This is a genomic window from Pseudoflavonifractor gallinarum (assembly GCF_014982855.1).
In the GTDB taxonomy this organism is placed as follows: domain Bacteria; phylum Bacillota; class Clostridia; order Oscillospirales; family Oscillospiraceae; genus Pseudoflavonifractor_A; species Pseudoflavonifractor_A gallinarum.
Genome location: NZ_JADCKF010000005.1, coordinates 49,688 through 62,882, shown reverse-complemented (window position 1 = coordinate 62,882; position 13,195 = coordinate 49,688). Strand labels below are relative to the sequence as shown.

Below are 13,195 nucleotides of genomic sequence, written 5' to 3'. Positions count from 1 at the left end.
CCGCCCCACGCACAACCATATGCACTCAGGAGGGAATCTTATGCCGACCTATCTGCTGGCCCTGGATCAGGGCACTACCAGCTCCCGCGCCATCCTCTTCGACCGGGAGCAGCGCATCGTGGGCACCGCCCAGAAGGAGTTCACCCAGCACTATCCCCGGGAGGGCTGGGTGGAGCACGACGCCATGGAGATCTGGTCCTCCCAGTACAGCGTCATGATGGAGGTGCTGGCCCAGTCCGGCGTGGACCCGGCCGACATCGCCGCCATCGGCATCACCAACCAGCGGGAGACCACCATCCTCTGGGACAAGGAGACCGGACGCCCCATCCACAACGCCATCGTCTGGCAGTGCCGCCGCACCGCCCCCATGGTGGACGCCCTGCTGGAGCAGGGCCTGGGGGAGCACATCCGGCGGACCACCGGACTGGTCCCCGACGCCTACTTCTCGGCCACCAAGATCAAGTGGCTGCTGGACCATGTGGAGGGGGCCCGGGCTCTGGCCGACCAGGGCCGCCTCCTCTTCGGCACGGTGGACACCTGGCTGCTCTGGAAACTCACCGGCGGCGCCGTCCACGTCACCGACTACACCAACGCCTCCCGCACCATGCTCTATGACATCCGCCGCCTGTGCTGGGATGAGACCCTCCTCCAGGCCCTGGACATCCCCCGCTCCATCCTCCCGGAGGTGCGGGACTCCAGCGCCATCTACGGCTATACCGACCTCCAGGGGGTAAGGGTGCCCATCGCCGGGATCGCCGGGGATCAGCAGGCCGCCCTCTTCGGCCAGGGCTGCTTCTCCCCGGGTGAGGCGAAAAATACCTACGGCACCGGCTGCTTCCTCCTCATGAACACCGGTGAGACCCCCTGTGAGAGCAGCAACGGCCTCATCACCACCATCGCCGTGGGCCTGGACGGCGCGGTCCAGTACGCCCTGGAGGGGTCGGTCTTTGTGGGGGGCGCCGTCATCCAGTGGCTGCGGGACGAGCTGCGCCTGCTCACCGAGAGCCGGGATGCCGAGTACTATGCCCAGAAAGTCCCCGACACCGGGGGCGTCTATCTGGTCCCCGCCTTCACCGGTCTGGGCGCCCCCTACTGGGACATGTACGCCCGGGGCTGTCTGGTGGGCCTCACCCGGGGCACCCGGCGGGAGCACATCATCCGGGCCGCCCAGGAGTCCATCGCCTATCAGGTGGCCGACCTGGTGGCTGCCATGGAGAAGGACACCGGCCTTCCCCTCTCGGCTCTGCGGGCCGACGGCGGGGCCAGCCGGGACGCCTTCCTCCTTCAGTTCCAGGCCGACATACTGGACCGGCCCGTCCTGCGCCCCGTCATCCGGGAGACCACCGCTCTGGGCGCGGCCTGCCTGGCCGGACTGGCCGTGGGCGTGTGGAAAGACCGGGAGGAGATCCGCGCCCTGTGGAAGGAGGACGCCCGCTTCTCCCCCGCCCTCCCCGCACCCCGCCGGGAGGAGCTCCTCCGGGGCTGGCACAAGGCAGTGGGCCGCAGCCTGGACTGGGCCGAGCACTGATTCTCCTGCTCCCGTTCCTGTTTCTTCCTTTTTCTCTTGCAGGGCCCGGTCAAACGCAGTACAATAGACTTGTATGTCAGACAGGAGGCCCTAATCATGGAACAACGTGATTCCTTTTCCTATCAGTGCGGCGTGGTGGACGCCTTCAACGAGATGGTGGCAGCCGAGGTCAAGGCCCTGGCCCTGAGCCACCCCATGGATACCCGGGAGGAGATGGAGGCCCTCATCGCCTATGCCCACGAGAGCTGCCGCCGGCACGGCACCAAGCTCTATCCCGAGTGCGATCCCCTCATCACCGATCTCTTTCCCGCCTCCCTCAACCGCGGGAAGTACAATATCCTCTTCTACAAGGCCGATCATGTGATCGAAGAGTACATCCGGCTCAAGGACCGCAAGGCCGCCACGGTGGAGGCCGGCGCCTATTTCGGCGGCAACCGCAGCCGCATCGCCCGGGACTACGGCCGCCTCCTCTCCTATCCGGAGGAGACCATCCGCCGCCTGCTCTCCGAGAACACCGACCGGGAGTGAGGGACGTCCCGGGGTTGACAAACCGGCACGTCCACGCTATAATGTGGCAAAGCGATGAAGGGAAAAAAGACAGGTTTCCTCCGTTCAGAGAGCCGGTGGCTGGTGTGAACCGGTACGTGCAGGGCCTGTGTATTCTGGTCCCCGAGCGGTCCGCCTGAACCTCAGTAGGGCGGGACGGCTGGCCCCGTTAGCGGCCGTGGCCTTGTTGGAGGCCGTGAGCGTCCGCCGGTGACGGCGGACGGAACCAGGGTGGTACCGCGTATGAAATGACGCCCCTGACCTTAACCGGTCAGGGGCTTTTTGTTTTGTCTTCTGACCAATCGCTCAAGTTCGGAGGTATGCATCATGAGCAAGTCGTTTGAGAAGTATATTCCCTTTGTCCCCCTCAAGATGGAGCACCGCTCCTGGCCCGACAAGCAGATCACCAAGGCCCCCATCTGGTGCTCTGTGGACCTGCGGGACGGCAATCAAGCCCTGGTGGACCCCATGAATCTCCAGGAAAAGCTGGAGTATTTCCACACCCTGCTGGACATCGGCATCAAGGAGATCGAGATCGGCTTCCCCTCCGCCTCGGAGACCGAGTTTGAGATCTGCCGGGAGCTCATCGAGGGCGGCCACATCCCCGACGACGTGACCATCCAGGTGCTGGTCCAGGCCCGGCCCCATCTGATCCAGCGGACCTTTGAGGCCATCCGGGGCGCCAAGCACGTGATCCTGCACTTCTATAATTCCACCTCTACCCTCCAGCGCAAGGTGGTCTTCCACATGGATATGCCCGGCATCACCAAGATCGCCACCGACGCGGCCAAGCTCATCTACGAGCTCTCCCAGAGCGTCATCGCCGAGGGCATGGACCTGCGGTATGAGTACTCCCCCGAGTCCTTCATGGGCACCGAGATGGACTACGCGGTGGAGATCTGCCAGGCCGTGCTGGAGGAGCTCCATGCCACGCCGGAGAAGCGGGTCATCCTCAATCTCCCCACTACGGTGGAAAACTGCATGCCCAACTACTTTGCCGACGAGCTGGAGTACTTCATCTCCAAGCTGCCCAGCCGGGACTGCGCCATCATCTCCCTCCATCCCCACAACGACCGGGGCTGCGGCGTGGCCACCGCCGAGATGGGCCTGCTGGCCGGGGCCGAGCGCATCGAGGCCACCCTCTTCGGCAACGGCGAGCGCACCGGCAACGTGGACATCGTCACCCTGGCCCTCAACATGCACACCCAGGGCGTGGACCCGGAGCTGGACTTCTCCCACATCAACCGCATCAAGGAGATGTACGAGCGCTGCACCAAGATGAAGGTGGGCGAGCGGCAGCCCTACGCCGGCGAGCTGGTCTTTACCGCCTTCTCCGGCTCCCACCAGGACGCCATCAACAAGGGCACCCAGTACATGCGCGACAGCGGCAGCGGCAAGTGGGAGATCCCCTATCTCCCCATCGACCCGGCCGACGTGGGCCGGGAGTACGAGCCCATCATCCGCATCAACTCCCAGTCGGGCAAGGGCGGCGCGGCCTTCGTCATGCAGCACTCCTTCGGCTTCGACCTGCCCAAGGCCATGCACCCGGAGTTCGGCCACATCGTCCAGGTGGAGACCGACCGGGTGGGCACCGAGCTCAAGCCCGAGCGCATCTATGAGCTCTTCCGGGAGAACTACATCGACGCCGTCAAGCCCTATGAGCTGGTGCGCCACTCCTTCGCCGAGTTCACCGACGAGGAGGGCCACTCCCACGTCACCTTCGCCGGCACTCTCCGCCATGCCGACACCACCTTCCAGGTCCAGGGCTCGGGCAACGGCCCCATCGACGCCTTCTTCAACGCCATCCACGGCCAGAAGATGGACCACTTCACCTTCGTGGACTACAAGGAGCACGCCATCAAGCAGGGCTCTGACTCCCAGGCCGTGGCCTATATCCACCTCCGGGACGAGAACGGAGCGGACTGGTTCGGCGTGGGCATGAGCCACAACATCAACCTGGCTCCCCTCAAGGGCATCCTCTCGGCCATCAACCGGGCGGCCCTTCACCGGGACTGATTTGTCTCTTCCGACGAAATTCGCCAGGCATCGGGCACTCGCCCGGTGCCTGGCTTGCTTTTTGTATGGGATTCGGGTATTCTGTTAATCGTAATCATTGAAATCTGAACCATGAATGAGGCGAATCACCATGAAATATCTCCTGGACAGCCATACTCATACCATCGCTAGCGGACATGCCTACTGCACCGTGCTGGAGATGGCCCGCGCCGCCGCCGACCGGGGGCTGGAGCTGCTGTGCATCACCGACCACGCCCCCGCCATGGAGGGCACCACCTGCCGGGACTACTTTGCCAATCTGGGGGTCATCGACCGGGAGCTCTTCGGCGTGCAGATCCGGATGGGCGTGGAGCTCAATCTGCTGGACACCGAGGGCACCGTGGACCTGGACGAGCCCCTCCTGCGCCGCACCGATATGGCCATCGTCAGCCTGCACACCAAGTGCATCCCCACCGGCGGCACCGCCGAGGGCTATACCAACGGCCTCTTGCAGGCCATGAAGAACCCCTATGTGAACATCATCGGCCATCCCGACGACGGCCGCTATCCCCTGGACTATCCCACCCTGGTCCGCGCCGCCGCCGACGCGGGGGTGCTGCTGGAGGTCAACAACAGCTCCCTCACCCCCGGCGGCTTCCGGGTCAACGGCCCGCTCCACTGCGCCGAGATGCTCCGGGAGTGCAAAAAGCAGGGGGTCCCCGTGGTGGTGGGGAGCGACGCCCACTTTGTCTCCTACGTGGGCAATCACCAGTACGCCGACGCCCTCTTCCAGGAGCTGAACTTCCCCGAGGAGCTGGTCATGAACCGGGACAGCGCCGCTTTCCTCGCCTTCCTGAAGGCCCGCCGCGCCCGCTGAGATGGAAGCCTATTATTTCCGCCAGCTGGACAAGTACGGCCAGAGCGTCTACCACGCCATCCAGGAGGGGCTCACCGACCTGAGTCCCTCCTTTCCGGTCCCCCGGATGGAGGGGAAGGAGCTCAGTGAGGTCCTCTTCCGCCTGCGGCTGGACCGCCCGGAGCTCTTCTATGTCACCGGCTTTTCCTACCGGGTGCACCCCCAGGCCGCCAGTGTGGAGTTCATTCCCCAGTACCTCTTTGACAAGGGGAAGATCCGGGAGCACCAGCGGGCACTGTCCGCCCGGGTGACCAAGCTGGCCCGTCCGGCCCAGTCCATGACCGACTGGGAGAAGGAGCGCTATGTCCACGACTTCATCTGCCAGAACGTGCGCTATGACAAGCTGAAAAAGCCCTATTCCCACGAGATCCTGGGCCCTCTGGGCCAGGGGGTGGGGGTGTGCGAGGGGATGGCCAAGTCGGTCAAGGCCCTGTGCGACGCCCTGGGGCTCTGGTGCATCGTGGTGGTCTCCCACGCCGCCCCCGAGCAGGGAATCCGCTACCGCCACGCCTGGAACATCCTGCGTCTGGGGGGAAGCTATTACCACCTGGACGCCACCTTTGACCGCACCCTGAGCGGGGAGGGGCCCATCCGCTACGACTATTTCAATCTGGATGACCGGCGCATCTTCCGGGACCACCAGCCCCTGGTCTACCCCGCGCCCGCCTGCACCGACGGAGACGCCTTCTACTACCGGGTGCAGAAGCGCTCCTTCACCCGCGTGGAGGAGGTGGTCCGGCGGGGGGAGCAGGCCCTGCGCAAGAAGCAGCCCCTCCTCTTCCACTGGCGGGGCGGGGCACTCACCCGGGGCGTGCTGGAGGAGCTCCTCCCCCCGCTGGAGGAGGCCGCCCGGGCCCGGAGCCGCTATGTCCAGGTCCGGGTCAACTGGCCCCAGGCCGTGCTCCACATCACCTTTCCCGACCAGCCCCCCGAGCAGACCTGTACCACCGAGGAGGCCAACGAGGGGGAGGCCCTTGCCGCGTCCGAGCCTTCTGAGGCGTAACGCGGGGGGACCTCCCCCTGCGTTCTATTCCAAAAAATAACACTTGCATCTGGGATTTGGCTATGCTATAATGGCGCAGAAATGAGCAGAGGAGGAATTTCTTCCCTACCCATTCTTTTTTACGCCATTAGTTAGCATTTGCTAACCGCTTCGTGATGGCACGATACCCACCCGGCCTTCTGTCCGGTGGATACCGTGCTTTTTCATGCCCAGCCGTTAGCTATCGCTAACCATCAGGAGGAATGTACCATCAAAGCAAAGCACATCACCCTTTTTCTGGCCCTCGCCCTGGCGCTGCTCTCCGTCGTGTCCCTCTTCGTGGGGGTCATCGACCTGGACGCCGCCGCCCTGCTGCGGGGCGACCTGGAGCATCTCCAGCTCTTTCTCATCTCCCGCCTTCCCCGGCTCATGGCCATCCTGTGCACCGGCGTGGGGATGAGCGTGGCGGGACTCATCATGCAGAATCTCTGCCGGAACAAGTTTGTCTCCCCCACCACCGGGGCCACCATCTCTTCCGCCCAGTTCGGCATCCTGCTGGCCCTGCTCTTCCTGCCCAACTCCACCCTCTGGAGCCGGGCCCTCTTCGCCTTCTGCACCGCCACCCTGGGCACCTGGATCTTCGTGTGGTTCATCCAGCGGGTCCAGTTCAAGGACGTGGTCATGGTCCCGCTGGTGGGCATCATGTTCGGCAACATCATCGGCGGCGTCACCAGCTATCTGGCCTACCAGTATGAGCTGACCCAGGCCCTCTCCTCCTGGCTGGTGGGGCACTTCTCCCTGGTGCTCCGGGGGAGGTATGAGCTGGTCTACCTGACCCTCCCCCTGGTGGCCCTGGCCTTTCTCTTCGCCAACCACTTCAACATCGTTGGAATGGGCCGGGACATGTCCCACAACCTGGGAGTCCCCTACCGCCTGGTGCTCTTTCTGGGGCTGACCCTGTCCGCCCTCATCACGGCCAGCGTGGTGGTGGTCGTGGGGTCCATCTCCTACATCGGTCTCATCGTCCCCAACGTGGTGGCCATGTTCAAGGGGGACAAGATCCAGGGCACCCTGGTGGACACCGCCCTGTTCGGCGCCCTCTTCGTGCTGGTCTGCGACCTCATCGGACGGGTGATCCTCTTCCCCTATGAGCTCCCCATCGAGCTGATCTCGGGCATCCTGGGCAGCCTCCTCTTTGTGCTTCTGCTCTTCTACCGCCTACGCCACGGGCAGAAGGCCATCCGCCTGGGCGGGAATCCCGGCAGCGGATGCTGCTCTCCCCTCCCGGAAGGAGGTGAGGGCTGATGCACACTGCCGCCTACCGCGCCAATGTGCGCAAGCTGGTCCTGCTGGCCGGTCTGGCCGCTCTGGCGGCCCTGGCCTACCTGCTGGTGGAGGTCTCTCTGGAGCACACCCGTCTCTTCCAGTACGCCATGAAGCTCCGCCTCCCCAAGCTGGCGGCCATGGTGGTCACCGCCTTTGCCATCGGCGGAGCCTCCATCGTCTTTCAGTCCATCATCCAGAATACCATCGTCACCCCCTGCCTGCTGGGCATGAACGCCCTGTATACCCTCATCCACACCGCGGTGGTCTTTTTTGCCGGTTCGGGCAGCCTGCTGGCCCGGAATGCCAACCTGTCCTTTGCCGCAGACCTGCTCATCATGGGGGTGGTGGCCACTCTGATCTACAGCGTGCTCTTCCAGAAGACCAACCACAACATTCTCTATGTCCTGCTCATCGGCACCGTGCTCAGCTCCTTCTTCTCCAGCATCCAGACCACCCTCACCCGTGTGATGGACCCCAATGAGTACGACAGCCTCCTCACCACCCTGGTGGCCAGCTTCAGCAACATCAACGGGAGCATTCTGGCCTTCTCGGTGCTCCTGCTGGCCCTGCTGGTCCTGGTCCTGCGCCGGGAGCTTTCCCTGCTGGATGTGCTCACCCTGGGAAAGGACCAGGCCATCAACCTGGGGGTGGACTATGACAAGTGCGTCCGGCGGCTGCTGCTGGGCGTGACCCTCTCCATCGCCGTGGCCACCGCCCTGGTAGGCCCCATCTCCTTCCTGGGCCTCATCATCGCCAACCTCTCCCGCCAGCTTCTCAAGACCTACCGCCATGCCCACCTGATCCTGGGTGCCGCCCTTCTGGGCACGGCCGTGCTGGTGGGAGGACAGCTCCTGGTGGAGCATGTCTACACCTACGCCATCCCCGTCAGCGTGTTCATCACCGTGGGGGGCGGCGTGTACTTCCTCTATCTTCTGCTGACCGACAGGAGGGTCTGAAACCATGTTGATCAAAGAACTGACCAAGCGATACGGGGAGAAGACCGTGGTGGATTCCATCAGCTTCTCCCTGCCCAAGGGGACGGTCATCTCCCTCATCGGCCCCAACGGCGCGGGAAAATCCACCGTGCTCAATATGCTCTCCCGCCTCATCGCCCGGGACAGCGGCCTGGTGGAGCTGGGCGGCCGGGACATCACCAGCTGGAAAAACAAGGAGCTGGCCAAGCACCTGGCCATCCTGACCCAGAGCAACAACGTACAGATGAAGCTCACCGTGCGGGAGCTGGTCTCCTTCGGCCGCTTCCCCTACTCGGGCAGCCGCCTCACCGGGGAGGACCAGGCCATCGTAGACCGGGCCATCGCCTACATGGAGCTGGAGGAGTTCCAGGACCGCTTCATCGACGAGCTCTCGGGCGGCCAGCGCCAGCGGGCCTACATCGCCATGGTGATCGCCCAGGACACCGAGTACATCCTCCTGGATGAGCCCACCAACAACCTGGACATCTACCACGCCACCAACCTTATGAAGATCGTCCGCCGCCTGTGCGACGAGCTGGGCAAGACCGTGATCCTCGTGCTCCACGAGATCAACTATGCCGCCTTCTACTCCGACTACATCTGTGCCTTCAAGGACGGCAGGATCGCCAAGTTCGGCACCGTCGCCGAGGTCATGACCAAGGAGACCCTCTCCGACATCTACCGGGTCCAATTTGAGATCATGGAGGTGGAGGGGCGTCCCCTGTCCATCTACTACTAAATTTCCATATTGAAACACTGCAAAGGAGCGTATATCCCATGAAGATTCTTCCCACCCTCGCCCTCACCCTTCTCCTCGGCCTGGGCCTCACCGCCTGCGGCACCGCCGCCGCCCCCACCTCCACGCCCTCCGCCCAGCCCGAGGGCGAGCCCTCCACCGTGACCATCCAGACCCTGAACGGCGACAAGGAGACCGTGGAGCTGGAGGTCCCCTACGATCCCCAGCGCCTGGCCGTGCTGGACATGGCCTCCCTGGACATTCTGGACGCCCTTGGCGTGGGCGACCGGGTGGTGGGCAGCGCCGACACCACCCTGGAATACCTCCAGTCCTACATCAACAGCGACTCCGTGGCCCCTCTGGGCACCATCAAGGAGGCCGATCTGGAGGCGGTCATGGCCTGTGAGCCCGACCTCATCTTCATCGGCGGCCGTCTGGCCAGCAGCTACCAGGCTCTGAGTGAGATCGCCCCCGTGGTCTACCTGTCCACCGACACCCAGCTGGGCGTGGTGGAGAGCGTGCGCCGCAACGCCTCCACCGTCGCCTCCCTCTTCGGTCTGGAGGCACGGGCCGAGGAGCTCCTGTCCGGCTTTGAGGCGCGCATCCAGACCCTGTCCGAGTTCGCCGCCGGAAAGACCGCCATCATCGGCATGTGCACCAGCGGCAGCTTCAACGTGCTGGGAGACGACGGCCGCTGCTCCCTCATCGGCCGGGAGGTGGGCTTCACCAACGTCGGCGTAGACGAGGCCGCCGCCACCTCCACCCACGGCAATGAGGCCTCCTTTGAGTTCGTGCTCCAGCAGAATCCGGAGTATCTCTTCGTCCTGGACAAGGACGCCGCCATCGCCGCCGAGGGCGCAAAGCTGGCCCAGGACATTGTGGAGAACGAGCTGGTCATGGGCACCCAGGCCTATCAGGACGGCCACATCGTCTACCTGGCCCACCCCGCCGTGTGGTACACCGCCGAGGGCGGCATCACCGCGCTGGACTGGATGCTTCAGGACCTGGAGTCCCTCCTGCCCGCGCAGACCGCCGCGTAATTTTCCCCTTCCCCATACGCTCCGGCCCGGCCGCACAATGCGCCGGGCCGGAGTTTCATTTTCAACTGGAAAAATGACTCTTGTATATGTTATAATATGAAAATATCCATTTATACAGGAGGACCCCATGCGATATTATGTAGCGCCGCTGGAGGGATTGACGGGCACGATCTTCCGCCGCATCCACCACCGCTATTTTCCCGGCGCGGACAAGTACTACACCCCCTTTCTCTCCCCCAGCCATGACCATGTCTTTACCAAGCGGGAGAAACGGGAGATCCTGCCGGAATATAATGAGGGCCTGCCCGTGGTGCCCCAGCTTCTGACCCGCCGGGCGGAGGACTTTCTCTGGGCCGCCAACCGCCTTTTCGAGATGGGCTATCCGGAGGTCAACCTCAACCTGGGCTGTCCCTCGGGCACCGTCACCGCCAAGGGGAAGGGTTCGGGCTTTCTGGCCTTTCCCGAGGAGCTGGACGCCTTTCTGGCAGAAATCTTTGCCGGGGCACAGGGCCCGGTCTCCATCAAGACCCGGCTGGGCATCCGGGACCCTGAGGAGTTCTGGCCCATTCTGGAGTGCTACAACCGCTATCCGGTGTACGAGCTCACCGTCCATCTCCGGGTGCAGAAGGATATGTACCGCCACCCCGTCCGGGGGGAGTATCTGGCCCCCATCCTGGCACAAAGCCGCAATCCGGTCTGCTATAACGGGGATCTGATCCGTCCGGGAGACCTCTCGGCTCTGACCAACTCCTTCCCCGGGCTGGAGGCCGTGATGATCGGCCGGGGCCTGATGGCCGACCCCGCCCTCATCTCGGTGCTCCAGGGCGGCAAGCCTCTGGAGCGCACGACCCTGCGCGCCTTCCACGACGCCCTCTACGAGACGTATGCCCAGGCCTTTGACAGCCGCCGCAACGCCATGCTGCGCATGAAGGAGCTCTGGTTCTATCTGATCCACCGCTTCGAGGGGGCCGAGCGCTATGGCAAACAGCTCCGGAAGGCCTCCGATCCCCGGGATTTTGAGGCCGCTGTGGAGCGCATCTTCACCGAGCTCCCCCTCCGGCCGGAGACCGTGCCGGGATGGTAGGAGCGGAAAAGAGCTGGTGGGTCTACATCCTTCTCTGTGCCGACGGGACACTGTACACCGGCATGACCGACGACATCCCCCGCCGCCTGCGCGCCCATAATACGGGCCGGGGCGCCAAATACACCCGGGGCCGCCGCCCCGTCCTTCTGGTCTATCGGGAGCGCTGTGCCAGCCGCTCCCAGGCCCTCCGGCGGGAGGCCGCCCTCAAGCGGCTCAGCCGGAGCCAAAAATGGGATCTCATTCAGACGAATCGGAATGAATTGGAGGGTATGCATACCATGGAAGAAAAACAGGTACGCTTTTTCCCGGCGGATGTGCGCTGCTCCGTCCCCCTGGGAAGCACGCTGATGGAGGCCTGCCGCGCGGCCGGTCTCTGGCTGGACAGCCCCTGCGGCGGAAATGGAACCTGCGGCAAGTGCCGTGTGGAGCTCCGCCGGGGCACCGAATGGGTCTCGGTCCTGGCCTGTCAGACCCCGGTCACCGAGGATCTGGAAGTCCGCCTGCCCCAGGAATCCGGAGGGCTGCACATCCTCACCGACGGAGCCGGGCGGCGCATCGCAGCCGACCCCCTGGTCCGCTGGTATCCGGTCTCCCTTGCGGACTGCCGCCGCAGCCGCAGCCTGTGGGAGGGCTTCTCCCAGGCCCTCCATACCGCCTTTGGGATCGCCCCCGCCGTCCCCTCCCCCGCGGTGCTGGGGGAGCTGGCCCGGTATCTGGCGGAGGAGACCGCCCAGGTCTGGGCCCTTCTGTCCGGGGAGACCCTTTTGGCGCTGCGCGCCGATCCCCCCGCCCCCCTGCTGCTGGCCTTTGACCTGGGCACCACCACCCTGGCCGGCTACCTGCTGGACGGTGTGACCGGGGAGACGCTGGCGGTGGGCAGCGACCGCAATCCCCAGGCCTCCTTCGGCGCCGACGTGATCGCCCGCATCGACGCGGCCCGGGAGCTGGGCCCCGCTCCCCTGCGGGAGGCCCTGCTCCAGACCCTCTCCCGTATGACCGCGGAGATGGCCGCCCGGGCCGGCCGCCCGGCGGAGGAGATCGTCCTCACCGTCCTGGCCGGAAACACCTGTATGCACCATTTGGCCCTGGGCCTCTCCCCCGCCTCCCTGGGCCTGGCCCCCTACCTGCCCGTCCTGCGGGAGCCCCTTCTCCTCCCCGCCGCCGGGTGGAATCTCCCCGTCCACCCCGCCGGACAGGTGGCCATGCTTCCCAACCTGGCGGGCTTCGTGGGGGCGGACACCGCCGCCTGCCTCCTCGCCGGGGATTTTGTCCGCCGGGAGGAGCTCACCCTGCTCCTGGACATCGGCACCAACGGCGAGCTGGTACTGGGCAACCGGGAACGGCGGATCACCTGCTCCACGGCGGCCGGTCCCGCCTTTGAGGGGGCCAAGATCCGCTGCGGCATGCGGGGCGCCGAGGGGGCCATCGACCACGTCCATCTGGAGGACGGACGCCTGGTCTGTCATGTCATCGGAGAGGGAGCGGCCCGGGGCATCTGCGGCTCCGGCCTGCTGGACGCCGTGGCCGCCCTGCTGGACGGCGGGGTCCTGGACGAGTCGGGCTGCCTGCTGGAGCCTGAGGAGCTCTCCGATCCCCGTTTGGCCGCCTGCCTCACCGAGGTGGACGGGGCCTCCGCTGTTCTCCTGGCTCCGGCCCCGGAGCCGGGCGGGGATCCGGTGGTCCTCACTCAGAAGGACATCCGGGAGCTCCAGCTGGCCAAGGGGGCCATTGCCGCCGGCATCCATCTGCTGGCCCAGGCCTACGGCGCCGAGCTGGAGGACATCCAGACGGTACTCATCGCCGGGGCCTTCGGCAATTTCATGCGCCCGGAGAGCGCCTGCCGCATCGGCCTCATCCCGCCCCAGCTGCTGGGGAAGATCCGCCCCGTGGGCAACGCCGCGGGAGAGGGGGCCTGTCTGGCCGCCCTCAGCTGGGCGGAGTATGCCCGGTGCGCCTCCCTGGCCTCCGGGACAGAGTATCTGGAGCTGGCCCAGCACCCCGGCTTCTCCACCTGTTACATGGAAGAGATGGCTTTCCCGGAAGGTTAGGCTTACCTCTGGTAAATGTG

At 65.0% G+C, this 13,195-nt stretch carries 11 protein-coding genes and 1 other annotated feature; all 11 genes read left to right on the top strand.

Annotation, left to right across the window (positions count from 1 at the left end):
- The first annotated feature begins 40 nt into the window (after positions 1 to 40).
- Positions 41 to 1,528 (top strand): glycerol kinase GlpK, encoded by a 1,488-nt coding sequence (glpK, locus tag INF37_RS06775; RefSeq protein ID WP_101691870.1) that lies wholly within the window; start codon positions 41 to 43, stop codon positions 1,526 to 1,528.
- Between the two features lie 96 nt (positions 1,529 to 1,624).
- A complete protein-coding gene (locus INF37_RS06770) occupies positions 1,625 to 2,056 on the top strand; it encodes a hypothetical protein (RefSeq protein ID WP_101691869.1) in 432 nt (143 codons plus the stop codon).
- A 45-nt stretch (positions 2,057 to 2,101) separates the two neighbouring features.
- Positions 2,102 to 2,336 (top strand) — a binding site (T-box leader).
- A gap of 65 nt (positions 2,337 to 2,401) precedes the next feature.
- Positions 2,402 to 4,090 carry a 2-isopropylmalate synthase gene (gene leuA, locus INF37_RS06765; protein WP_101691868.1) on the top strand — a complete coding sequence of 563 codons (1,689 nt, stop codon included), beginning with the start codon at positions 2,402 to 2,404 and terminating at the stop codon, positions 4,088 to 4,090.
- 130 nt (positions 4,091 to 4,220) lie between these two features.
- Positions 4,221 to 4,946 carry a phosphatase gene (locus INF37_RS06760; RefSeq protein ID WP_193537268.1) on the top strand — a complete coding sequence of 242 codons (726 nt, stop codon included), beginning with the start codon at positions 4,221 to 4,223 and terminating at the stop codon, positions 4,944 to 4,946.
- Between the two features lies 1 nt (position 4,947).
- Positions 4,948 to 5,988: a transglutaminase domain-containing protein gene (locus INF37_RS06755; protein ID WP_193537266.1), complete on the top strand. Its 1,041-nt coding sequence runs from the start codon at positions 4,948 to 4,950 to the stop codon at positions 5,986 to 5,988.
- A 195-nt stretch (positions 5,989 to 6,183) separates the two neighbouring features.
- A complete protein-coding gene (locus INF37_RS06750; RefSeq protein WP_328821046.1) occupies positions 6,184 to 7,272 on the top strand; it encodes an ABC transporter permease in 1,089 nt (362 codons plus the stop codon).
- The gene (locus tag INF37_RS06745) at positions 7,272 to 8,249 is read left to right on the top strand and encodes an iron chelate uptake ABC transporter family permease subunit (protein WP_193537264.1); all 978 of its coding nucleotides are present in this window, start codon (positions 7,272 to 7,274) and stop codon (positions 8,247 to 8,249) included. The genes INF37_RS06750 and INF37_RS06745 overlap by 1 nt, the downstream gene beginning before the upstream one ends.
- Positions 8,250 to 8,253: 4 nt before the next feature.
- On the top strand, positions 8,254 to 9,006 hold the full coding sequence (locus INF37_RS06740) for an iron ABC transporter ATP-binding protein (RefSeq protein WP_193537262.1): 753 nt from the start codon (positions 8,254 to 8,256) through the stop codon (positions 9,004 to 9,006).
- 38 nt (positions 9,007 to 9,044) lie between these two features.
- Positions 9,045 to 10,043, top strand: a complete 999-nt coding sequence (locus tag INF37_RS06735; protein ID WP_193537260.1) for a siderophore ABC transporter substrate-binding protein — start codon at positions 9,045 to 9,047, stop codon at positions 10,041 to 10,043.
- Between the two features lie 127 nt (positions 10,044 to 10,170).
- Positions 10,171 to 11,127, top strand: a complete 957-nt coding sequence (locus INF37_RS06730) for a tRNA dihydrouridine synthase (RefSeq protein ID WP_193537258.1) — start codon at positions 10,171 to 10,173, stop codon at positions 11,125 to 11,127.
- Positions 11,121 to 13,175 carry an ASKHA domain-containing protein gene (locus tag INF37_RS06725; RefSeq protein WP_193537256.1) on the top strand — a complete coding sequence of 685 codons (2,055 nt, stop codon included), beginning with the start codon at positions 11,121 to 11,123 and terminating at the stop codon, positions 13,173 to 13,175. Before INF37_RS06730 ends, INF37_RS06725 begins: the two co-directional genes overlap by 7 nt.
- Positions 13,176 to 13,195 lie beyond the last annotated feature (20 nt).